The organism is Kribbella sp. CA-245084 (genome assembly GCF_050942355.1).
Lineage (GTDB): Bacteria > Actinomycetota > Actinomycetes > Propionibacteriales > Kribbellaceae > Kribbella.
The window spans coordinates 3528377-3552133 of record NZ_CP192053.1; the positions used below are offsets into that span (position 1 = coordinate 3528377).

Below are 23757 nucleotides of genomic sequence, written 5' to 3' on the forward strand. Positions count from 1 at the left end.
GATTGGAAAGGGTCAGCGTTGCGCGCTGGTCCGTACGCGGTTCAGGGAGGCCTCGAGGGCCTGGGGTGATGCAGCGGCTTGCTTCGCCAAGGTGCGCCCACGAGCGGCCCAGGCGGACTGCTCCGCTGCGGTCACCGTGGCCGGCGCACCGGTCAGCGTCTTGTAGGTGAGCGACGCCATCCCGGCCTCGCCCTCGTAGCGCGGGTGGTAGTTGAAGGCCCGGAGCAGATTGATGTCCTTGCCCTGGATCCACGCCTGACCGTCCGGCGCACAGGCGTCGTGCCCGGTGGACGGCCCGAACGTGTCGACGTACGTCGCTCCGCCCGCCGCGGCCGCATTCGACACAGCCGCGTTCAACGCCTGCTCGATCGAGTACAGGTAGCTGTAGTCGCCGTCCGCGAACGGCAGCACCGACGGGCAGGTGCCGTGCTCCGGCGCGATCTTCGGATAGCCGACCAGCAGGATCGTTGCCTTCGGCGACCGGGCTTTGATGCCCTGGACAACGACCGCGATCCGGGTCTGGGTCTGCGCGATCTTCGCCCGCAGCGTGTCCACCCCGTCAACGGTGAAGTGCGCCTTGCACGGCGCACCGGTCGGATCAGAGGCCCGCAGCCCGGGGCAGGTGTCGATGATGCTGCCGAACACGCCGAAGTCGTTCCCGCCGATCCCGACCGTCACCAGGTCCGTGTCCGGCGTCAGCGCATCGAACTGCGGCGCGGCCGTGCCGAGCACGGTGCTCTGCGGCTGCAGCATGTCGGTCGTATCGGCGCCGCCGCAGCTGACATCGGTCAGGCGCACGTGCAGCGCGGCCGCGAGCAGCTTCGGATAGTTGTTGTACGACCGCACGCAGCCGAGCGACAGCAGATCCGGCAGCGGCACGAACGGCGCCGAGGTGTACGAGTCGCCGAGCGCGACGTAGTGGGTGAAGCGCGGAGCGGCCGAGGCGTTGGCAACCGGAATGCTGCCGAGCAGAACGAGTGCCGCGCAGGCAGCAAGCAGACGACGGAACTTCACGAGACCTCCCCAGGCTCACCAGTGCGCCGCCACCTTAAGTTGAGTCACCGCATGATTACAAGGGGTGATCCGCGGGCCGGTGGGACGGGCCCGCGGCAAACATGGAATCCTGCTGCCATGCGTGTCTGGCACGGATTGGACCAGGTGAGCCCGGAATTCGGGCCGACGGTCGTCACGATCGGCAACTTCGACGGTGTGCACCGCGGTCACCAGGAGGTGCTCGCGCACGCCAAGGCGCGGGCGGCCGAGCTGGGCGGCCTGCCGGTCGTCGCGCTCACCTTCGACCCGCACCCGATGCGGGTACTGCGGCCCGACCACGCGCCGCTGATGCTCAGCGAGCCCGAGCAGCGCGCCGAGCTGCTCGGCCGGCACGGCGCCGACGCGGTGCTTATCCTCCCGTTCACCAAGGAGGTGTCGGGCTGGTCGCCGGAGGAGTTCATCGACCGGGTGCTGGTCACGGCGCTGCACGCGAAGGCAGTCGTGGTCGGCGAGAACTTCCGCTTCGGCCACAAGGCGGCCGGACACGTCGACACGCTCGTCCAGGCGGGTGCGCAGTACGGCTTCCAGGTCGAGGGATTGAGCCTGGCGGGGGAGCAGCAGCCCTGGTCGTCGACGTACGTGCGCCAGCAGCTCGCCGACGGTGACGTCGAGGCGGCCGCGGAGGCGCTCGGCCGGCCGTTCCGGGTCACTGGCGTGGTCATCGAGGGCGACAAGCGCGGCCGCGAGCTCGGCTACCCGACTGCCAACATCCCCGCCGACCCTGGCGCCGCGGTGCCGCAGGACGGCGTGTACGCCGGGTGGCTGACCGTCCTGACACCGGCTCCCGGCGCTCCGGCGTACCCGGACCCGCTGCCGGCGGCGATCAGCGTCGGCAGCAATCCGACCTTCGACGGCGTGGACCGCCGGGTAGAGTCGTACGTGCTGGACCGCGACGACCTCGAGCTGTACGGCGCCAAAGTGGCGATCGACTTCGTCGCCCGGCTGCGCGGTACGCAGATCCGGTTCGACACCATCGACGACCTGCTCGTGCAGATGAAGGCGGACGTCGACGGCGCCCGGGGCCTGCTCGCAGGGGATTAGGGTGACGCGTCCACGGACTGATACGCTGGCTGCTGCCGTCTGAACGGCCGCGGACAGAGAGTGCTCGGGTGAAGAATGCCCCGGTGCGCCGCGCAACGGAAATCGAGAGGAAACCTGTGTCATCTGTTGATGCCGCAACGAAGAAGAAGATCATGGGTGAGTACGCCCTGACCGAGGGTGACACCGGGTCCCCCGAGGTCCAGGTCGCGCTGCTGACGCACCGCATCGCACACCTCACCGAGCACCTGAAAGAGCACAAGCACGACCACCACAGCCGTCGTGGCCTGCTGCTGCTCGTCGGCCAGCGCCGCCGGCTGCTGAACTACCTGGCGAAGAAGGACATCAACCGCTACCGGTCCTTGATCGAGCGGCTCGGCCTTCGCCGATGACGTCGCGAGGAGCGGCCCCCGAAACCTGGGTGGCCGCTCCTGGCGTATCCGCGCCCTGATAAGACGGGGTCGCGGGCCTACAACTGAATACAGACGCAAGACGTACGAGGCGACGCGAAGCGCGTGGCGGGAGGACGACCGGTCCTCGGTAGTGGCCTTCGGAACACAGATTCCGCGGGCCTCGATCGAAGACCGGCACCCCGGTAGCTCGCGCCTCGCAGTCGTCACACTGTGAGAGAGGGGTATCCCGTGTCGGGATCCACAAGTGCGCCCATGGAGGGCGCCGAATTCGCTGAGGCCGTCATCGACAACGGCAGCTTCGGCACCCGCACCGTCCGCTTCGAGACGGGCCGTCTGGCCCAGCAGGCCGCGGGCTCCGCGGCTGCCTACCTCGACGGCGACACGATGGTGCTGTCGGCCACCACGGCCAGCAAGAAGCCCAAGGACCAGTTCGACTTCTTCCCGTTGACGGTGGACGTCGAGGAGCGGATGTACGCCGCGGGCCGGATCCCCGGCTCGTTCTTCCGCCGCGAGGGTCGCCCGTCCGAAGAGGCGATCCTGACCTGCCGGCTGATCGACCGCCCGCTGCGGCCGTCGTTCGTCTCCGGTCTGCGCAACGAGATCCAGGTCGTCATCACGGTCCTGGCGCTGAACCCGGACAAGCTGTACGACGTGCTCGCGATCAACGCGGCCTCGATGTCGACGCAGCTGGCCGGCCTGCCGTTCTCCGGCCCGATCGGCGGCGTCCGCGTCGCGCTGATCGAGGGCCAGTGGGTGGCGTTCCCGACCCACACCGAGCTCGAGGACGCGGTCTTCGACATGGTGGTGGCCGGTCGCGTGACCGACACCGGTGACGTCGCGATCATGATGGTCGAGGCCGAGTCCACCCCGGGCACCTTCGAGAAGGTCGCCAGCGGTGTGCAGGCGCCGACCGAGGAGGTCGTGGCCGAGGGCCTCGAGGCCTCCAAGGCGTTCATCAAGACCCTGGTCGAGGCGCAGGCCGACCTGGCCGCGCGGGCCGCGAAGCCGACCGGTGAGTTCCCGGTCTTCCCGGACTACGCCGACGACGCGTTCGCCGCGGTCGAGGCCGCCGCGAGCGAGGAGCTGGCCCAGGCGCTGACCATCGCCGGCAAGCACGAGCGCGAGGACGCCACCGACGCGGTCAAGGCCGCCACGGTGGACAAGCTGGCCGCCGACTTCGAGGGCCGCGAGAAGGAGCTGTCCGCAGCCTTCCGCTCGCTGACCAAGAAGCTGGTCCGGCAGCGCGTGCTGACCGAGAAGGTCCGCATGGACGGCCGCGGGCTGGCCGACATCCGGCCGCTCAAGGCGCAGGTGCGGGTGCTCCCGCGGGTGCACGGTTCGGCGCTGTTCGAGCGCGGCGAGACCCAGATCATGGGTGTCACCACGCTGAACATGCTCCGGATGGAGCAGCAGCTGGACACGCTCTCCCCGGAGACGCGCAAGCGCTACATGCACAACTACAACTTCCCGCCGTACTCGACCGGTGAGACCGGCCGGGTGGGTTCGCCGAAGCGCCGCGAGATCGGTCACGGCGCGCTGGCCGAGCGGGCCCTGGTGCCGGTGCTGCCGTCGCGCGAGGACTTCCCGTACGCGCTGCGTCAGGTGTCCGAGGCCCTCGGGTCGAACGGCTCCACCTCGATGGGTTCGGTCTGCGCCTCGACGCTGTCGCTGCTGTCGGCCGGTGTGCCGCTGAAGGCGCCGGTCGCCGGTATCGCGATGGGCCTCATCTCCGGTGAGGTCGACGGCGAGACGCAGTACGTCGCGCTGACCGACATCCTCGGCGCGGAGGACGCGTTCGGCGACATGGACTTCAAGGTCGCCGGCACGAAGGACTTCGTCACCGCCCTGCAGCTGGACACCAAGCTGGACGGTATCCCGGCCAGCGTGCTGGCCGGTGCGCTGACCCAGGCCAAGGGCGCCCGCCTGACGATCCTGGACGTGATGGCCAAGGCCATCGACGCGCCGGGTGAGATGAGCGAGTTCGCCCCGCGGGTCATCTCGGTGAAGGTCCCGGTCGACAAGATCGGCGAGGTCATCGGCCCGAAGGGCAAGATGATCAACCAGATCACCGAGGACACCGGCGCCGACATCTCGATCGAGGACGACGGCACCGTCTACATCGGCGCGACCGACGGCCCGAGCGCGGAGGCCGCGCGCGCTGCCATCAATGCGATCGCGAACCCGACCATGCCGGAGAAGGGTGAGCGCTACCTGGGCACGGTCGTGAAGACGACCAACTTCGGTGCGTTCATCAGCCTGCTGCCGGGCAAGGACGGCCTGCTGCACATCAGCAAGCTGCGTCCGCTGGCCGGTGGCAAGCGGGTCGAGGCCGTCGAGGACGTGCTCTCGGTCGGCCAGAAGCTCCAGGTCGAGATCGCCGAGATCGACGACCGCGGCAAGCTCTCGCTGATCCCGGTCATCGAGGGTGAAGAGGGCAAGAAGGACGACGAGAAGAAGGCCGAGTCCGCGGCCGAGTGACTCGTGCGATCACCAGCACACTGCTGAGCCCGGAGGCGGGCGGTCCGGTCAAACGGACCGTCCTGCCCTCCGGGCTTCGTGTGCTGTCCCAGTCCGTCCCAGGCTTCCGATCGGTGACGTTCGGACTCTGGGTCGGCGTCGGCTCCCGGGACGAACCGGAACCGCTGGCCGGCGCCACGCACTTCCTCGAGCACCTGCTGTTCAAGGGCACCGAGCGCCGCGACGCGCTCGAGATCTCCGCCGAGATCGACGCGGTCGGCGGTGAGATGAACGCCTTCACCGGCAAGGAGTACACGTGCTACTACGCGCGGGTGCTCGACTCCGACCTGCCGCTCGCGGTCGACGTCATCTGCGACATGATCACCTCCGCCACGCTGACCAGCGCGGACGTGGAGAGCGAGCGCGACGTCATCGACGAAGAGATCGCGATGCACGCCGACGAGACGTCGGACCACATCCACGACCTGTTCGCCGAGCAACTGTGGGGCAAGTCCCCGCTCGGCCGTTCGATCACCGGTACGCCGGAATCGCTCGCCGGACTGTCCCGCCAGCAGATCGTCGGCTGGTACCGGCGCCGCTACAAGCCGTCCAACATCGTGGTCTCGGTGGCCGGCAACGTCGACCACGCCGACGTCGTTCGCCTGGTACGTAAGGCGTTCGAGCGTCACTGGGTCACCGCCGAGGCCGAGCCCGTTGCCGTACGGCGCGCTCCCGGCAAGCGCGTCCCGACGTACGGCGGGGTGCAGGTGCACCACCGCGACGTCGAGCAGGCACATCTCGTGCTCGGCATGCCAGGCCTGGTCCGCAGCGACGAGCGCCGGTACATCGCCGGCGTACTGCACGGGATCGTCGGCGGCGGGATGTCGTCGCGACTGTTCCAGGAAGTGCGGGAGAAGCGCGGCCTGGCGTACTCCGTGTTCACGTTCGGCTCGGCGTACGCCGACTCCGGCATGGTCGGCGTGTACGCCGGATGCCTGCCGAAGAAGGCCCCCGAAGTACTCGACGTGATCCGCGGCGAGCTCCAATCGATTGCCAGCGGCAACATCACGCCGGACGAGCTGCTCCGCGGCAAGGGCCAGATGCGCGGCTCGGTCGTGATGGGCCTCGAGGACACCGGCGCCAAGATGACCCGCATCGCGAAGGCGGAGCTGGTCTACGGCGAGCTGCCCACGGTCGACGAGATCCTGCACCGGATCGACTCGGTCACCCTCGACGAGGTCACCGCCCTGGCCGCCGACCTCTACGCCGGCACCCCCGCCCTGACCGTCATGGGCCCGTTCGACGAGAACACCACCGCCTTCACCGTCTAAGGTCCTGTCTGGCAGACTGACAGATGGCCTGGGGGAGGCTTGGGGGCAGGTCATGGGCACGGTCGAGGACTTCCGGGGTGAGCTGATTCATCCGGGCGATCCGTCGTACGACGAGTACCGCACGGTCTGGAACGGGTCGATCGATCGTCGGCCCGGGGTGATCGCACGGTGTACGGGGGTCGCCGATATTCGGAGTGCGCTCGCGTATGCCCGTCGTACCGGCGGGCCGGTTGCGGTGCGGGGTGGCGGGCACAGTTTTCCGGGGCACTCGACGTGTGACGGCGGGATCGTGCTGGATCTGAGTCTGCTGAAGGGGATCCGGGTCGATCCGGTACGGCGTACCGCTCGCGCGCAAGCCGGCGTACTGCTGGGGGAGCTCGATCGGGAGACGCAGGAGTTCGGGCTGGCGACGCCGGCCGGGATCGTCACGCATACAGGGCTTGCGGGGCTGACGCTCGGCGGTGGGATCGGCTGGCTGATGCGCAAGTACGGGCTGACGGTCGACAACCTGCTCTCCGTCGACGTGGTCACGGCCGAGGGTGAGCTGCTGACGGCCAGCGCGGACACCAACGCCGAGCTGTTCTGGGGGATCCGTGGCGGTGGCGGGAACTTCGGCATCGTCACCGAGTTCGAGTTCCAGCTGCATCCGGTCGGCCCGACTGTGTACGCCGGAATCGTCGCCTGGCCGATGGACCAGTCTCCGCAGGTACTGCGTTTCTACCGCGACTGGATCGCCGATGTGCCGGACGAGCTGACCACCGCGGTCGTGCACCGGTGTCTGCCTTCCCTGCCGACGATTCCGTCCGAGCTGCACGCCCGGCCGGCAGTGGTCGTGGTCGTGAGCTACTCCGGATCCGTCGAGGACGGCGAGCGGGTTGTCGCACCGCTGAAGGCCCTCGCGCCACCGATGCTGGATCTCTGCACAGCGCGGCCCTTCCTGAGCCTGCAGTCGATGCTCGACCCGACCTTCCCGCACGGGCGTTGGTACTACACCCGTGCGTGCGACGTCGACGAGCTGACCGACGAGGTGATCGACATCGCGGTCGAGCGCGGGCTGGCGATCGATTCGCCGTTCTCGCTGTTCCCGATCTTCCACCTCGGCGGCGCGATCGCGCGGATGGACCCGGACAGCACGGCGTACGGCGGTCGCTCGCACGGGCACGCGTTCAACTTCGTTGGCGCGACCCTCGGTCCGGACGGATTCGACGCGCAACGCGAATGGGTCCGTGAATCCTCGCGTGCGCTCGAGCCGCACCAAGCGGGCGTCTACGTCAACTTCCTCACCGACGAGGGCACCGACCGGATCCGCTCGGCGTACGGCGCGACGACGTACGACCGGCTGCAGGCGCTCAAGCAGAAGTACGACCCTGGGAACCTGTTCCACCTGAACCAGAACATCCCGCCGAACTGAGCCGGACCAGCAGCGTTTGATAGCCACGCAACACCAGCCGGTCGCGGCGGGAGGCTGGTCCGGCGGACGTGATCGTCGGGAAGCGGTCGAGCAGGCGAGCGAAGGCCACCTTCGCTTCCAGGCGGGCCAGGCTGTTGCCCAGGCAGATGTGGGCGCCGGCGCCGAAGCTCAGTGGCTTGTTGTCGGCGCGCGCCGGATCGAAGCGATCAGGCTGCGGGAAACGTGCCGGATCGCGGTTCGCGGCGCCGAGCAGCAGGATGAGGTCGCTGCCCGCGGGCATCGCGATACCTCCGGCCGACAGCCCGTCCGTGCGGGCGACGCGGGTCGTGACCTGCACCGGGGAGTCGAAACGCAGTACCTCCTCGACGAAGGCCGCGGGTTCCGAGGCGAGTCCTGGTTGGTCGAGCAGGATCGCCAAGCCGTTGCCGAGCAGGTCCGTGGTCGTCTCGAAGCCGGCCACGAGGAGCAGGATCAGGTTCGCGAGCAGCTCCTCGTCGGACAATCGCCCGTCTCCCGCATCGCGCGCGGCGACCAGAGCGCCGACCAGTCCGTCGGCTGAAGGTTCTCGGATCAGCTCGGCAAAGTACTCGCCGAGCTCGTGCGCAGCCGCATCAGCGGAGGCATCCGACGCGTCGGTGAGTTCCAGCGCCGCCGTGAGATCGGACGCGAGCGGGCGGAAGCGATCCCGCTCGGACGCCGGTACGCCGAGGAGTTCGCAGATGACCGTGACCGGCAACTGAAAGGCGAACCGATCCATGAAGTCCACCGTCGTCGGGAGACTGTCGAGCAGATCGTCCACGGCGGTCTCGATCGCAGGTCGCAGAGCGGCGACGCGGCGGGGTGTGAAGACCTGTGAAATCAGCGATCGCATCCGCCCGTGATCGGGAGGATTGGCTCGAAGGATCGAGCGCTGCATCAGCTCGAGCGACGGCTCGCTTGACGGATCGGACGGGATCCCGAAGCCCGGATTCCGCAGTACTTCGTTAGCCGCTGCGTAGCCGACGATCACGAAGACGGTATCGGCGATCGGCAGCACCGGGCCGAGACGATGTGCCTCGGCATAGAGCGGGAACGGATCGGCCCGACCGGCCGGTGACAGCAGGGACTCGATGAGGTTCATGCCCGCCGCCCGAGGAGGATGTAGCCGACGGCGTACACGGTTGCGCCGGCGACCTCGAAGATCTGGATCAGGCCGAACCGCGGACCCGACGTGAAGATGAACAGACCGCCGATCGTGTAGGCGAGAGCGCCGATACCTAGCAGCACGCCGACCAGCCGCAGCCGCTGTCGCAGCGTCCAGCCCAGCCAGAGATAGCTCAGCGGGAAGACGAGCAACGCCGGGAAGACGATCAGCGCCGCGGGCGTATCGAGATCGACGGGTTCGTGCACCATGCTCGGCGCGTACTCCGCCCGCACCGGGTTGTGCGAGCCGTCGAAGATGATCAGCGCGAACCAGAGCAGCGTGCCGACCAAGGCGGCGTACCAGGCTCCGAGATCGCGACGGCGCCCAATTTGGTTGCCTAGCGCATTCATGCTGGCCAGGCAGACGATCTGCAGGGCTAGGCCTGCCGCCTGGATGTCGTGTGTCAGCCCGTACCGCTCGCCGACGTTCGCGATGCTCCAGCCGTCACGGGCCGGGTGCAGCAGCGTCCCGAGCCAGAACACCGGCCCGCCGATGAACGCGGTCAGTCGTGCGGTGGTGCGGAGTTGCCGGCGGAGGCCGGTCGGCGCGGGAAGGGTCTCGGTCATCGCTGCTCCGATTTCACTAGAGTGTTCCTCTAGCGAATCACTAGTGACTCGCTCTAGTCAACTGGTAACCTGTCGGCATGAGCGTGAGAGCGGAGAGGGCGCAGGCCAACCGGCAGCGGATGCGGACGGCAGCGCAGACCCTGTTCATCAGCCGGGGGTACTCCGCGACGTCGATGCAGGCGATCGCCGACGAGGCCGGGATGGCGGTGCAGACGCTGTACTTCACCTTCCGCACGAAGCGCGCGCTGCTCAGCGAGCTGCTCGACGTCGCGATCGCGGGTGACGACGAGCCGGTGCCGACACTGGAGCGGCCTCGGGTGCTGGCCGCCATCGACAACCCTGATCCGGTGGCGCAGTTGCACGAGTTGGCCGGGATCGCCCGGGAGATCTACGAGCGGGTCGCGCCGGTTCTCCAGGTTGTCGCGCATGCAGCGCCAGGCGACCCCGAGATCCACGAGCTGTGGATGACCAACAACGCCCAGCGAGCTGTCGTGATGGAGCGGTACATCACGGCCCTCGCCGCCAAGACGCCGTTGCGCGACGGGCTCGACACCGCGATGGCGACCGATATCGCGCTCGCTCTGCAGAGCCCGGAGATGTACCAGTTCTTCAACACGCGTAGGGGCTGGTCGCCGGACCGCTGGGAGCAGTGGACCGCGGATGCCCTGGTGACACAGCTCCTTCCGCCCCGATAGGGTCGTTCACGTCACCACGTGATCTGCCACTGGATCCCATCGGACGGGCGGGGCCCGATTCGGGGATGACACGCATTTGACGGCTGCGGTGAGCGGCGCCGAATACCCGGCGCGGCTCCGGCCTGTCTGCGTGAAAGAGGATCCTTGTGCTGGATGCGTTCCGTACTGCCCGCGATTCGTTGCTCGATGCCGTCCGGGTCGCGCCCGGCTGGCTGACGACGTACTCGATGTTGCAACTGGTCCTGGCGGTTCTGCCGGGTGCTCAGGTTGTGCTGATCCGCGCGCTGGTCGACGGCGGCGGGACTTGGGGACCGCTGCTGGGACTGACGTTTGTGGTCGGAGCGATGTATCCGCTCACGCAGGTGTCCAACATCGCCGGCCAGCGGATGATGTTGCGCTTGAGGCTCGACTATCGCGTTGAGCTCGCGCGGGTCGCGGCGCGGTTGAGTCCGAGCCGGCTGGCTGAGCCTGAGGTTGTGAGGGACCTGGAGGCCGGTCAGGCGGCGACGGATCCGATGAGTGACGTCGCGGGCAAGCCGGTGCAGGTGTTGAGCGCAGCGGTGACGTCGGTGCTGTTGTGCATCACGATCGCCTCGATCAATGTGCTGTCCGGGCTTCTCGTGCTCGCCGCGTTGGTGCCGACCGTGCTCGCGTTCACGCTGATCTCGCGGATGGAGGCGAAGGACTGGCCGCGCGTCGGCGAGTACGAGCGCGCGGCGGCGTACGCGACCGAACAGCTGATCCAGCAGCGCTCGGGCACGGAGCTCGCAGTACTCGGATCCGGGTGGAAGGTCGCCGACCTGATCGCCGATAGCCGGACGCACGCGACCCACGTGCTCGATCGGATGATCAGGACGGCGATGAACTTCGAGCTGGCCGCCGCGGTGGTCACCGTCATGCTCTTCGGCGGAGCGCTGGTCGCCCTCGTGGGCGGCGGTGCGAACGGGGGAGCGGCCGCCGCAGCAGTTGCCGGCACGATCACGGGTCTCAACGCGATCCGTCAGTGCGGGTATGCGTTCGGCAGCATCGTCACCGCGGCTCCACAAGCCATGATCTACAGGCGATTCGTCCACAGCGTGCCACCCGCCGAACGCCAGACCGTCGTACCGCGGGTCGAGTCGGTCGCCCTCGAGCACGTCAGCTTCAGGTACGGCGATGTGCCCGTGCTGCGCGATGTCTGCATCGAGGCGCGCCGCGGCGAACTCGTCGCGCTGGTCGGCGTGAACGGCGCAGGTAAGTCAACCGCGATCAACCTGCTCGTCGGCAGCCTGAGTCCGGACTGCGGTCAGGTGCTGATCGACGGCAAGGATGCGGCAGACCTGACCGAGGCGGAGCGACTCGGGTACTTCGGCCTGCTGGTACAGGAATTCGGGCGCTTCGAGTTCACGCTCCGCGATGCTGTGGCGCTCGGGTCCCCGGGCCCGGTGCGCGACCGATCCGTGCAGACTGCCCTGGCCGACACCTTCGCGGCCGGCCTGTCCCTCGAGACACAACTGGGCCAGCAATGGGGCGGCACCGGGATCTCTGGTGGCCAATGGCAACGACTCGCACTGTCCCGGATCCGCCTTCGCAACGCCGGCGTCTGGATCCTCGACGAACCCACGTCGGCGATCGACGCGGAAGCGGAGCGCGAGATCTTCGCGGAGCTTCGCCGTACCAAGGAAGAACGGATCACGATCGTGGTGTCGCACCGCGCGTGGACGCTTCGTGAGATGGATCGCATCTACGTCATCGACGGCGGCACGGTGGTGCAGCAAGGAACCTACACCGAACTGACGGCCCGGCAAACCGGCCGTTTCGCCCGGCTGTTCGCAGCCCAGCAGGAGTGAGCGACCACTGCGTGCAGGCGTTCGAATACTCGGTGCAGTCCTCGACTGCGCATTTGTGAGCACATGACCAAATTGCTGTGATCTGGTCTGTCATCTGATGACTCTGACGGACTGATCTGATTAAGTGAGGGCTCGCTCCGCAAGGAGTGGCTGGTCATCTGAGGTCTTGGCAAAGTAACGCCTACGTTACGCGCCGCCGCTTTGTGCCTGACAACGTTGACATGCGCAGTTTCGACCAGCCACCATGACGTGATCCGCCCGCTTAGCGGCCCTCCCGCCGAGGAAGTTGGTTTGACCGTGCGACGTCTGACTGGGGTAGTGGGGGCGGTGCTCGGCTTAACGCTGGTGCTCGCCTCATGTGGAGACGGAAAGAGCAGCAGCGGTGGCAGCGGCTCCGGCAGCAAGAGCGAAGTCATCGCGATCGCCGCCGATCCGCTGGAGTACATCAACCCGCTGAACGAGAACGGCAGCCCGGGGATCCAGATCGCGATGGCGATGTTCGCCCCGCTGGTGACCACGGACCCGAACACGGGCAAGCTGCAGAACGTGATGGCCGACTCGGTCACGCCCGACAAGACCAGCCAGACCTGGACGATCAAGCTGAAGCCCGGCAACACCTTCCAGAACGGCCAGGCGGTCACCGCCAAGGACTACGTCGACAGCTGGAACATGACCGCCGAGGGCTCGAACGCCTGGAAGAACAACGGTTTCTTCTCCAAGGTCGACGGGTACGACGCGCTGAACCCGCCGACGGCTGACGGCGCGACGCCGAAGCCGACCGCGGTGAAGACGCTGAGCGGCCTGAAGCAGGTCGACAACCTGACCTTCACGGTGAAGCTCAAGGTGCCGTTCTCGCAGTTCGGTCTGACCCTGCAGTACCTCGGTCTGGCCCCGCTGCCGGAGGAGGTCCGCAAGAACCCGGACGCCTACAAGCGCAAGCCGATCGGCAACGGCCCGTACAAGCTCGCCGCCGACTGGAACGCCGGTGACGACATCAAGCTGGCCAAGTGGGACGGCTACAAGGCTTCGGCCGCGCCCGAGGCCGACTCGATCACGTACCGCTTCATCCCGAACGCGGACACGGCGTACAACGAGTTCCTGGCCGGCAACGTCGACTTCACCGACGTGCCGTCGACCAAGGTGAAGAGCTTCAAGACCGATGCGCCCGACCAGTGGGTGACCAGCGTCAGCTCCGGCGCGAACTACCTGGTCTTCCCGGCCTGGGACGCGCGGTACAAGAACCCGAAGCTGCGGCACGCGTTCTCAGAGGCGATCGACCGCAAGGCCTTCGCCGATCTCGTCGGCCTGTCCGACCCGGCCAAGGGCCTGATCGCGCCGGACATCGACGGCTACCGCGACGACGCCTGCAAGTACTGCGACTTCGACGCCACCAAGGCGAAGGCGGATCTGCAGGCAGCAGGCGGCTTCTCCGGGGTCGTCAACATCAGCTACAGCACCACGTCCGCGACCGGGCAGATCTTCGCCGAGGCGATCGGCAACATGCTCCGGCAGAACCTCGGCCTGCAGGTGAAGTACACCGGCAAGCAGGGTTCGGAGATCACCGAGCTGGCCGACAGCCGCAAGCTGGACGGTCTGCGGTTCGGCGGCTGGGGTCACGACTACCCGTCGATCGAGGACTACCTGACGCCGATGTTCAAGTCCAACGGTGACGCGAACTTCGCCGGCTACAGCAACCCGGCGCTGGACGCCGTCCTGGCCAAGGGCGATGCCGAGCCGGACCAGGACAAGGCGATCAAGCTGTACCAGCAGGCCGAGGACATCGCGCTCGAGGACATGCCGCTGATCCCGCTGTACACCAAGTCGAACGCGTACCTGCACTCGGCCAAGATCGATCCGCGGGTGTCGAAGTACGTCGGCGTCTCGGCGCTCTGGGCCACGTTCAAGTGATTCGTTTCGTCCTTCGCCGCGTCGTCGCGGCGATCCCGATCGGACTGGTCGTCACGCTGGGGGTCTACGCGCTCGTCTTCGCGATGCCCGGAGACCCCCTGCGGGAACTGGCCGGCGACAAGCCGATCCCGGCGGCCGTGCTGGCGGCCAAACGGGCCCAGTTCCACCTCGACGACCCCTTCATCGTCCAGTACCTGCTGAGCATGAAGGACATCCTCACCGGGCACTTCGGTACGACGTTCGCCGGAGCCGACATCGCCGATCAACTCCGGCTGCGGATCCCGGTGACGCTCAAGCTGACACTGCTCGCGAACGCGTTCCAGTGGACGCTCGGGCTGTTCTTCGGCATCTACGCCGGGTTCAAACGCAACGGCTGGGTCGACCGGTCGTTGCTGTTGACAACATTGGTGCTGCTCGCGGTGCCCGGGCTGGTGGCGTACTTCGCCGCGCAGTACCTGTTCGGGGTCGAGCTGAAGTGGTTCCCGGTGTCGGGCGTGCTGGAAGGGTTCCCGAGGTCGTATCTGCTGCCTGCGTTGGTGATCGGCGTCCTCGGCTTCGCCGGGCTGGCCCGGCTGCTGCGGACGTCGATCGTGGAGACGGTCAACGCGGACTTCGTGAAGACCGCGCGGGCCAAGGGACTGGGGGAGCAGCGGGTGCTGTGGCGGCACATCCTGCCGAACGCGCTGCTTCCGGTGATCACGTTCATCGGGCTCGACCTGGCCGGCATGTTCGGCGGCGCGATCATCACCGAGAGCATCTTCAACCTGCCCGGGCTCGGCCAGTTCATGTTCCAGGCGATCAAGCTGAAGGAGGGCGGGGTGGTGGTGCTGCTGTCGACGCTCGCCTTCATCTCGTTCATCGTGATCAACCTGCTGGTCGACGTGCTGTACGGCGTCGTGGATCCGAGGGTGCGCAATGTCTGACGTCCAACAGATCACCGCGGCCGTCGGCGCCGAGACGCAGGAGCTCGGCGACGGCCGCACCCTGTCCAACCGCGAGCTGCTGCGGGCGCTGCTGCGCAAACCGCAGTTCGTACTGTGCAGCCTGCTGCTGCTGGCGTTCTTCACGATGACGGCGGTGCCGAGGCTGTTCACGTCCGCCGATCCGCGGTTCTGCGAGCTCGCGAAGAGCCGGCAGAGCCGCGGCCCGGGGCATCCGTTCGGCTTCGACATCCAGGGCTGCGACTACTTCGCCAACGTCATCTACGGCGCCCGGCCGTCGGTGCTGGTCAGCATCTGCGCGAGTTTCGGCGTGTTCATCCTGGCCGGCTCGCTCGGTCTGCTGGCCGGCTACTTCCCCGGCTTCGTCGACGCCCTGATCTCGCGGACGGCCGACGTGCTGTTCTCGATCCCCGGCATCGTGGTGCTGATCGTGATCCTGAACTCGGTGCAGAACCGGAGCATCTGGATCATCGTCGGCGTCATCTTCCTGATCGGCTGGCCGGGCGGTATGCGGCTGATGCGCGCCACGGTGTTCTCGGTCCGCAACCGCGAGTACGTGCTGGCGGCCCGGTCGATCGGTGTGCCGCCGATCCGGATCCTGCGCAAACACGTGTTCCCGAACGCGATGGCGCCGCTGCTGGCGATGACCACGCTCGGCATCGGCGGCATGGTAGGTCTGGAGGCCGCGTTGACCTTCCTCGGCGTCGGTCTGCAACCGCCGTCGATCTCGTGGGGTTCGCAGTTCGGCGTGGCCGCGTCGTACCGCGATACGCCGCACCTGTTCATCTGGCCGGCGTTGTTCATCTCCACGATGACGATCTCGTTCATGATCATCGGCGACTCGATCCGGGACGCCCTCGACCCGAAGTTGCTGCGATGACTGCACACACGATTGGCGAAGTACTGCTCAAGGTCGAGGACCTGACCGTCGAGTTCGACACACCACGCGGTCCGGTACGGGCCGTGGACGGCGTGTCGTGGCAGGTGCGCGCGGGTGAGACGCTGGCGATCCTGGGGGAGTCGGGGTCCGGCAAGAGCGTCTCGACGCAGGCGCTGACCGGGATCCTCGAGATGCCGCCCGGCCGGATCCTGAAAGGTACGGCGGAGTACCGCGGCGCCGACCTGATCCAGATGACGACCAAGGAACGGCGACGGATCGTCGGGGACCGGATCACGATGGTGTTCCAGGACTCGCTGTCCGCGCTGAACCCGGTCCAATCGGTCGGGACCCAGATCGCCGAGTGCTATCGCGTGCACCGCGGGATGTCCAAGCGGGACGCGCTCACAAAGGCTGCGGAGATGCTCGACCAGGTGCGGATCCCGGCGGCCGCCAAGCGGGTGAACGACTACCCGCACGAGTTCTCCGGCGGGATGCGGCAGCGCGTGATGCTGGCGATGGCGCTCGCGCTCGATCCCGACGTACTGATCGCCGACGAGCCGACCACCGCGCTCGACGTGACCGTACAGGCGCAGATCCTTGAGCTGATCGCGGAGCTGCAGGCCGAGCGGCAGATGGGCGTCGTACTGATCACCCACGACCTCGGCGTGGTCTCGGACGTCGCCGACAACGTCGTGGTGATGTACGCCGGCCACGTCGTCGAGCGCGCCGCCACCGCGGAGGCGCTGGAGTATCCCGTTCACCCTTATACCGAAGGGCTTCTGGGCTCGATGCCGTCGGCCGACCTCAAGGGCCAGGAGCTGCCGACGATTCCCGGTACGCCGCCGTCGCTGCTGGCGATCCCGTCGGGCTGCGCGTTCCGGCCCCGGTGCCCGATCGCGATCGACGACTGCGCCGCCGAGGTGCCGCCGTTGCTCACGGTCGGACCAGGACGGGACGCTGCCTGCATCCGCCGTACGACGCTCGCCGAGAAGGAGGCGGTGTAATGGCCGACGATTTGCTGGTGGCAACCAATCTCGTGAAGCACTACGACATCAGCCCGGCACTGAGCTTCAGCGCCAGGACCTTGGTCCGCGCGGTTGACGGCGTCGACCTGACGCTGCGCAAGGGCGAGTCGCTCGGCATCGTCGGCGAGTCCGGCTGCGGGAAGTCGACGCTGGTCCGGCTGCTCGCCGCCCTGGAGAAGCCGACCGCGGGGCAGATCGAGTACAACGGCGTGGACGTCAGCCGGCTCAAGGGCCGCGAGCTGCGGCGCTGGCGGCGCAACGTCCAGGTGGTGTTCCAGGACCCGTACTCGAGCCTGAACCCGCGGATGCGCGTCGGCGAGATCGTCGGTGAGCCGTTCGAGGTGCACCCGGACGTCGGCAAGGGTATCGACATCCGGGCCCGGGTCCGGGAGCTGCTCGAGCTGGTCGGTCTGCGGCCCGAGGACGAGACGAAGTTCCCGCACCAGTTCTCCGGCGGCCAGCGGCAGCGGATCGGGATCGCGCGGGCGATCGCGCTCAACCCCGACGTACTGCTGTGTGACGAGCCGGTGTCGGCGCTCGACCTGTCGGTCCAGGCGCAGGTGGTGAACCTGTTGATGCGGCTGCAGCGTGAGCTTGGTCTCAGCATCATCTTCGTCGCCCACGACCTGTCCGTGGTCCGGCACGTCTCCGACCGGGTCGCGGTGATGTACCTCGGCAAGGTCGCCGAGCTGGGCCAGCACCAGCAGGTGTACGACGTGCCCGCGCACCCGTACACGCAGGCGCTGCTGTCCGCGGAGCCCGGTCTGGCCCGGAAGGGTCGCGAGCGGATCGTGCTGGCCGGTGACCCGCCGTCGCCGGTGATGCCTCCGTCCGGATGCCGGTTCCACACCCGTTGTCTGCGGGCCGAGGCCAGGTGCAGCACCGACGTACCCGAGCTGCGGGAGATCGCGACCGGGCAGACGGTTTCGTGCCATTTCGCCGAGGATGCGCAGACCGCCTACTCCCCGGCCTGAGTAATAGCTGTTGAGTGATGGCCTAGGGTGGCGGCCGTGGGTGTTTCCTCGGCGAGCAGGCGAATCGTGCTGCTCGTAGGGGTGATCGTGGTCGCCGGCGGGCTGGCGGCGTGGTGGATCCTGACCGCGGCCCGGGCTGCCAACGAGGGCTTCGACATCACCGACGAGGGCTATTACCTGCTGTCTTATCGGTGGTGGGACAGCAATCCGCTGGCGCTCACCGGCGTGCAGTACCTGTACGGGCCGATCTTCGAGTGGTTCGGGTACAACATCGACCGGCTGCGGCTGTTCCGGCTGTTCACGGTGGTCGTCGTCCATCTGCTGTTCGGCTACAGCTTCATGCGCTGGTTGCGCGGGCGACGGCCGGGGATGCCGGCGACGAAGCTGTGGGAGCTGGCCGGGATGGCGATCATCCTGGCCGCGGGCGGGATGTGTTACGCCTGGCTGCCGCAGTCGCCCGGGTACAACGATGTCGTGCTGCTCGGTGCGCTGACCTTGGTGTCCTGCGTGCTGTGGATGGCGACGGCGGTCGATCGCGGCGATCCGGTCCCGTTCTGGGTGCCGGTCGTGGCCGGACTGGTGATCGGCGTGATGGTGCTGGCGAAGTGGACCTCGGTCGTGGTGATCGGGCTGATCGTGATCGCAGCGGTGGTCGTGCTGGCCGGTCAGAGCTGGCGAGCCGTTGCCCGAGGCATCCTTTTTGCCCTGGGCGGGGTCGCGGTAGTGGCACTCGTCGTCCAGCTGTTCGTGGTCCGGCTGAACGTCGCCGTGCCCGGCATCCTCACCGTCAACAAGTTCATCGCCGGTACGTCGTACTCGCCGACCGAGCTGCTGCAGTTCTACTGGTCGAGCGGCATCAGACTGCTCGGCCAGACCCTGCGCGACCACGGTCTGCTGCTGCTCGCGACCGCGCTCACCGTCATCGCCCGCTGGCGCCGGCTCCGCATCGCTGCCGCGGTCCTGGTGCTGCTCGCACTGATCCTGTCCGTACGACGGGTTGTCGTCGACGGCGCCGCCATCGGCGGATCGCAGCACACCGCGACGTACGCCGTGACGCTGCTGGCCGCCGTACTCGTCGCCGTCGTCGCTGCTGCCGGTGCCGTGATCGCGCACCGGGTCGGTGTGACGGAGTGCTCGCGGCTGAGCCGCGAGAACACGCGCACGTGGGTGATCCTCGCTCTGCTCGTGCTGCTCCCGCTGGTGCAGGCGTTCGGGACGAACACCGCGCTCTACACGATCGGGTTCAACGCGTTCGCCGCCTGGGCCGCGGTGATGATCGCGGTACTCACCGGGATCTGGGCCACGCCGATCGTGGCGCGGGTGACGCTCGGACTCGTCCTGGTGGGATCGCTGGTCGCGACCGCCTCGATCGCGTACACCGGATTGTTCCGGTATCCGTACCGTTCGGCCGGGCACTCCGAGCTGACCGCGGCGTCGACGCTGCCCGCGTTGAAGGGGCTGTACCTGACGCCGGCCGACGAAGCGGACTACCGCAAGCTGGCCGGCGACCTTCGCCCGTACACCGAGCCGAGCGGCCGGCCGATGCTGGCGTTCGACAAGATGGCCGGCCTGGTGCTGATCCTCGGCGGCAAGCCGCTCGGCGAGGCCTGGATCGCGCCGGCGGAGCGCGCCCGGACCGCGGCCGGCATCGAGGAGGTCTGCCGGAAGGGCCGTCCGGAGCGGGCGCCGCTGATCATCCTGAACCGGCAGATCTCGGATTCGGAGATCACCGCGCTGCAGTCCTGCGGGCTGGACTTCCATGCCGACTACCAACAGCTCGCTCCGGCCGCGCAGACGATCGGGCTGCAGGTCTGGGTGCCCAAGGCCGAGCGGGGCGCCCGGTCCCGGGGATGAGATCCTGTTGCCCTTGAATCCGGAGCGGCCGGGACAGGAAGGGTGCGCATGATCAAGGTCGGTGTGCTGGGGGCCAAAGGCAAGATGGGCGCTCAGACGTGCCTCGCGGTCGAGGAGGCCGCCGACTGTGAGCTGGTCGCGCGACTCGACCAGGGCGACGAGCTGGACCAGCTGACCGAGGCCGGTGCCGAGGTGGTCGTCGACTTCACCCGGCCCGAGGTCGTGATGGGCAACCTCGCCTGGTGCATCGAGCACGGCATCAACGCGGTCGTCGGCACCACCGGGTTCGACGAGGAGCGGCTGGCCACGCTGCGTTCGCAGCTCGCCGGCAGCCCGTCCACCGGCGTACTGATCGCGCCGAACTTCTCGATCGGCGCCGTGCTGATGATGCAGTTCGCCGCGAAGGCAGCGCCGTACTACGAGTCGGTCGAGATCGTCGAGCTGCATCACCCCGACAAGGTCGACGCCCCGTCCGGCACGGCCCGGCGGACGGCGGAGCTGATCGCGGACGCGCGTCGTGAGGCCGGGTCCAAGCCGATCCCGGACGCGACGACGACCGCCCTCGACGGCGCCCGCGGCGCGGATGTCGACGGCATCCGGGTGCACGGCGTCCGGCTCCGCGGACTGATCGCCCACCAGGAGGTCCTGCTCGGCGACGAGGGGGAGACCCTGACGATCCGCCACGACTCGATGGCCCGTACGTCGTTCATGGCCGGCGTCCTCCTCGGCGTACGCCGGATCGGCGGCACCCCCGGCCTGACCGTCGGCCTCGAACACTTCATGGACCTCGCCTAGATGAGCGCCAAGCGGACGGCGATCCTGCTCGCGGTCGTTTTCGTCGCGTACGCCGTACTGCTTGGCTGGCGGGGTGTGCTGCTGATCGGGACCGGTGAGCCGGTCGCGATCGTGCTGGGCATCGCCGTCCTCGTCATCCCGTTGCTCGGTGCGTACCTGGTGTGGCGGGAGCTGCAGTTCGGCCGGCAGACCGAAGTACTGGCGCGCGAGCTGGAGGCATCGGGCGGTTTGCCGGTCGACGATCTGCCGCGGCGGCCGTCCGGACGGATCGATCGGGCGGCCGCGGATGAGGCCTTCGGGAAGTACAAGGCCGAGGCGGAAGCGGCGCCCGGCGACTGGCGCGTGTGGTTCCGGTTGTCGACGGCGTACGACGCGGCGGGGGACCGGAAGCGGGCCCGCGCGACCATGCGGGCCGCGATTTCCCAGCACGGCAAGACGTCGTGAGTTACTCGGGAGTTCGCTGTGAAGGACCCGGGAACACTGACAACGCGGGGCTGAACGGGATACCTTCGTGAAGGTACGTGGCAGCCGCCACGTAAAGGTCGGAGACTGGGTGGGGCCGTCCTGTGCCATCAGAAGGGTCTCGCCGCGGCTCGGACGACGTGCAGGGGGCCGGGTTCGGCGGCCTGTTGCGTCGGCACCGGCGTGAAGCCGGGCTGTCGCAGGAGGCATTGGCCGAACGAGCCGGACTGAGCGTCGACGCGATCGCGGCGTTGGAGCGCGGCCGGCGGCGTGCGCCGCGGGCGCACACGCTGCGCCTGCTCGCTGACGCGCTGCGACTCGGCGATCCCGACCGCTCCCGACTCACCGCGGCCGCCCGTAAAGAGGCGGACACCACCCGTACGCCGATGCGGCAACCGCCGGCGCCGACGAGCGAACTGATCGGGCGCACGACCGAGCTGACCGCGACGAGTCGCCTGCTGGGGAAGCGAATCACGCGTTTGCTTACGTTGACCGGGCCGGGCGGGGTCGGCAAGACGAGACTCACGCTGGCAGTGGCGAACGAGGTCGCGGACAGTTTCCAGGACGGCATCTGCTGGGTGCCGCTCGCCGCACTGAACGACCCGGCCGGTGTCATGCCGGCGGTCGCCGCGTCCGTCGGCCTGCATCTGCTGGAGAGCACGCGACTGGTCGAGGAGATCGCCGAGCAGATCGGCCGCAGCGCCATGCTGCTGGTCTTCGACAACTGCTCGCACGTGGTCGCGACAGTCGGTCAGATCAGCGCTGCGCTGCTGGAGCACTGCCCGAACCTGTCGATCCTCGCGTCGAGCCGCGAGCTGCTGCGGCTCCCCGGCGAGAGCGTGTACGTCGTACCCGCGCTCTCGCTGCCGCACGACGAGGACCAGCTGGAGACATCGGATGCCGTCCGGCTCTTCGTCGAGCGGGCGACCGCGCGCGGCTACGACACGACCGGCCAGCTCGACCAGGTCGCCCGCGTCGTACGCCGACTCGAAGGCATGCCGCTGGCGATCGAGCTGGCCGCCGCGCGGACGAACGTGATGACGATCGAGGAGCTCGCTTCCGAACTCGAAACGTCGTTCGGCATCCTGGCCGGCGGCTCGCGGACCGCGTCACCACGCCAGCAGTCGATGTACGGCGCGATCGAGTGGAGCCATGCCCTGCTCACGCCGGCCGAGCGGGACGTGTTCGCCAAGCTGTCGGTCTTCGTCGGCGGGTGGACGCTGAACGCGGCCGCGACCGTCATGTCCGGGCAGGCGCATCCCGGACCGTTGGAGCGAGCCGAAGCGCTCGACCTCACCGGACGGCTGGCCGACAAGTCCTTGATCCGGGTGACCCGGCGACGCGGCGTCACGCGGTACTACATGCTCGCAGTGATCCGGGAGTTCGCGGCTGACCGGCTCGTGGCTGTGGGCCGGACGGACGAGGCAGCCGAGCGGCACGCCCAGTTCTACATCAGCCTGGCCGAAGAGGCCGAAGGCCACCTGCGAGGTCCGGCGCAGGAAGAATGGCTCGACCGGCTGGAGAACGAGCTGGACAACCTGCGGGCCGCGATGGCGTGGGCGCTGCGGACCAGCTCGCCCGCTGCCGCACTGCGCTTGGCCGCCGGCCTGTGGCTGTTCTGCTCGATGCACGGCCATTACGCCGAGGGCAGTCGGTGGCTGGAGCGAGCGCTGGCGCTCGGAGACTCGTTGCCGGCCGACTTGATGGCTGACCTGTCCCCGGCCTGTGCGAAGGCAAATCTCGGCGCTGGGACGTTGGCGTTCCTCCAGTGCGAGTACGACGCCGCGACCGACCGCCTGCAGACTGCCCTGCGCCAATACAAGGAGCTGGACGACGCCGCCGGTACTGCGCTCGTGCTGCAGCGCCTCGGTGGAGTTGCTCGCGAACGTGGGGACTACGGCGCCGCAGAGGATCTGCACTGCGAGAGCTACGACCTGTACGAGAGCCTCGGCGACCGCGCCGGGATGGCCTGGGCGCACAACCACCTCGGATTCGTGGCCTGGCTGCGCGGCGACCTGGACATCGGCGCCCGCCGGTGCCAACGCGCCCGCGACGCGTTCCGGGTCGTCGGCGACGGCGAAGGTCTCGCATGGTCGCTGATCAGTCTCGGCGCGATCGCGCAGTACGGCGGTGAGCTGGTCGAGGCGGAGGACTTGTTGCAGGAGAGCCTCGCGCTGTCGCAACGGCTCGGCTACCGCGAGGGCGTGGCCTGGTCGCTGAACCAGCTCGGCATCATCGAGCGGCGTCGCGGCTACACCGAGCGCGCCGTACACCTGCTGGACGAGAGCCTGGCCGAGCATCGCGATCTGGGCGATCGGTGGCGGTCGGCCAGTGTGCTCGAGGAACTGGCAGCGGTCGCGCAGCAGCGTGAGCGGAGCGAGTACGCCGCGTTCCTGCTCGGTGCCGCGGACGGAGTGCGGGAGGTCATCCGTGCGCCCGTGCCGGTGATCGAGAAGGCCGACTGCGAGGCGACGCGAGCCGCGGTCGAAGCGGCGCTGGAACGCGGGGCCTTCCGGACCGCCTGGTCGGCTGGTCGGGCCGTACCGCTGGCCGCTGTGGCCGACGGTTATCCGCCACCCGGCGGCGCTGCGGCCGGCTCACCGAGCCTGACCTGAACACGGACCTGAACATGCCTCGCGAGGCACCACGACCTGGGGGATCGACGGTACCCCGCGAGGGATCTAGAGGCGCGAGCGCACGATTCGTGACCCGGCCGGCTGTGCCTTCTGTCTGACCCCCCAGGCAGTCCCCCCACCTCACAGCCGGCCGAAGCCACGTCGGCGATGGTCCCGGCTCATCGAGCCCTCCCGGTCGACGTCCGGGTCCCTCCGCGCTGACTCAAGGTTGTCGTGATCACGCTGTGTCAGACAGGGACGGAACCCTGACATCGCCCTGACAAATATGTCCTGACAACGAAAGCAGCGGCCGGAATTCGCCGATGG

19 protein-coding genes are annotated in these 23757 nt (G+C 68.2%); 16 read left to right on the forward strand and 3 right to left on the reverse strand.

Annotated elements, in window-relative coordinates:
• Positions 1–12: 12 nt before the first annotated feature.
• Complete coding sequence (locus tag ACQPYH_RS16970) at positions 13–1014, reverse strand: SGNH/GDSL hydrolase family protein (RefSeq protein WP_432892390.1); 1002 nt, start codon at positions 1012–1014, stop codon at positions 13–15.
• A 117-nt stretch (positions 1015–1131) separates the two neighbouring features.
• On the opposite strand from ACQPYH_RS16970, the gene ACQPYH_RS16975 reads away from it, so the two are divergent.
• The 5 genes from ACQPYH_RS16975 (at position 1132) to ACQPYH_RS16995 (ending at position 7703) form a co-directional block, all read left to right on the forward strand.
• Complete coding sequence (locus tag ACQPYH_RS16975; protein WP_432892392.1) at positions 1132–2094, forward strand: bifunctional riboflavin kinase/FAD synthetase; 963 nt, start codon at positions 1132–1134, stop codon at positions 2092–2094.
• Positions 2095–2246: 152 nt separating this feature from the next.
• On the forward strand, positions 2247–2483 hold the full coding sequence (rpsO, locus tag ACQPYH_RS16980) for a 30S ribosomal protein S15 (RefSeq protein WP_233714800.1): 237 nt from the start codon (positions 2247–2249) through the stop codon (positions 2481–2483).
• 273 nt (positions 2484–2756) lie between these two features.
• On the forward strand, positions 2757–4982 hold the full coding sequence (locus tag ACQPYH_RS16985) for a polyribonucleotide nucleotidyltransferase (RefSeq protein ID WP_432892394.1): 2226 nt from the start codon (positions 2757–2759) through the stop codon (positions 4980–4982).
• Between the two features lie 113 nt (positions 4983–5095).
• A complete protein-coding gene (locus tag ACQPYH_RS16990) occupies positions 5096–6292 on the forward strand; it encodes a M16 family metallopeptidase (RefSeq protein ID WP_432892396.1) in 1197 nt (398 codons plus the stop codon).
• A 52-nt stretch (positions 6293–6344) separates the two neighbouring features.
• Positions 6345–7703: an FAD-binding oxidoreductase gene (locus ACQPYH_RS16995; RefSeq protein ID WP_432892397.1), complete on the forward strand. Its 1359-nt coding sequence runs from the start codon at positions 6345–6347 to the stop codon at positions 7701–7703.
• Here ACQPYH_RS16995 and ACQPYH_RS17000 read toward each other — a convergent pair.
• A complete protein-coding gene (locus ACQPYH_RS17000; RefSeq protein WP_432892398.1) occupies positions 7642–8823 on the reverse strand; it encodes a cytochrome P450 in 1182 nt (393 codons plus the stop codon). The two genes, ACQPYH_RS16995 and ACQPYH_RS17000, sit on opposite strands and share 62 nt — an antisense overlap.
• Positions 8820–9452: a hypothetical protein gene (locus ACQPYH_RS17005; RefSeq protein WP_432892400.1), complete on the reverse strand. Its 633-nt coding sequence runs from the start codon at positions 9450–9452 to the stop codon at positions 8820–8822. The genes ACQPYH_RS17000 and ACQPYH_RS17005 overlap by 4 nt, the downstream gene beginning before the upstream one ends.
• Positions 9453–9529: 77 nt before the next feature.
• On the opposite strand from ACQPYH_RS17005, the gene ACQPYH_RS17010 reads away from it, so the two are divergent.
• From ACQPYH_RS17010 to ACQPYH_RS17060, 11 genes are all read left to right on the forward strand, one after another.
• Positions 9530–10147: a TetR/AcrR family transcriptional regulator gene (locus ACQPYH_RS17010; protein WP_432892401.1), complete on the forward strand. Its 618-nt coding sequence runs from the start codon at positions 9530–9532 to the stop codon at positions 10145–10147.
• A 146-nt stretch (positions 10148–10293) separates the two neighbouring features.
• Positions 10294–11976, forward strand: a complete 1683-nt coding sequence (locus tag ACQPYH_RS17015; RefSeq protein WP_432892402.1) for an ATP-binding cassette domain-containing protein — start codon at positions 10294–10296, stop codon at positions 11974–11976.
• Positions 11977–12273: 297 nt separating this feature from the next.
• Positions 12274–13884, forward strand: a complete 1611-nt coding sequence (locus ACQPYH_RS17020; protein WP_432892404.1) for a peptide ABC transporter substrate-binding protein — start codon at positions 12274–12276, stop codon at positions 13882–13884.
• Positions 13881–14807 (forward strand): ABC transporter permease, encoded by a 927-nt coding sequence (locus tag ACQPYH_RS17025; protein WP_432892406.1) that lies wholly within the window; start codon positions 13881–13883, stop codon positions 14805–14807. The genes ACQPYH_RS17020 and ACQPYH_RS17025 overlap by 4 nt, the downstream gene beginning before the upstream one ends.
• Positions 14800–15705, forward strand: coding sequence for an ABC transporter permease (locus tag ACQPYH_RS17030; RefSeq protein ID WP_432892408.1), 906 nt, complete (start codon positions 14800–14802; stop codon positions 15703–15705). Before ACQPYH_RS17025 ends, ACQPYH_RS17030 begins: the two co-directional genes overlap by 8 nt.
• Positions 15702–16709 carry an ABC transporter ATP-binding protein gene (locus ACQPYH_RS17035; RefSeq protein ID WP_432892410.1) on the forward strand — a complete coding sequence of 336 codons (1008 nt, stop codon included), beginning with the start codon at positions 15702–15704 and terminating at the stop codon, positions 16707–16709. Before ACQPYH_RS17030 ends, ACQPYH_RS17035 begins: the two co-directional genes overlap by 4 nt.
• On the forward strand, positions 16709–17704 hold the full coding sequence (locus ACQPYH_RS17040; RefSeq protein ID WP_432892412.1) for an ABC transporter ATP-binding protein: 996 nt from the start codon (positions 16709–16711) through the stop codon (positions 17702–17704). Before ACQPYH_RS17035 ends, ACQPYH_RS17040 begins: the two co-directional genes overlap by 1 nt.
• Positions 17705–17770: 66 nt before the next feature.
• The gene (locus ACQPYH_RS17045) at positions 17771–19558 is read left to right on the forward strand and encodes a hypothetical protein (RefSeq protein ID WP_432892414.1); all 1788 of its coding nucleotides are present in this window, start codon (positions 17771–17773) and stop codon (positions 19556–19558) included.
• A 48-nt stretch (positions 19559–19606) separates the two neighbouring features.
• Positions 19607–20353: a 4-hydroxy-tetrahydrodipicolinate reductase gene (gene dapB / locus ACQPYH_RS17050; protein WP_432892416.1), complete on the forward strand. Its 747-nt coding sequence runs from the start codon at positions 19607–19609 to the stop codon at positions 20351–20353.
• The gene (locus ACQPYH_RS17055; protein WP_432892418.1) at positions 20354–20797 is read left to right on the forward strand and encodes a hypothetical protein; all 444 of its coding nucleotides are present in this window, start codon (positions 20354–20356) and stop codon (positions 20795–20797) included.
• Between the two features lie 122 nt (positions 20798–20919).
• A complete protein-coding gene (locus ACQPYH_RS17060; protein ID WP_432892420.1) occupies positions 20920–23430 on the forward strand; it encodes an ATP-binding protein in 2511 nt (836 codons plus the stop codon).
• The last annotated feature ends 327 nt before the right edge of the window (positions 23431–23757 follow it).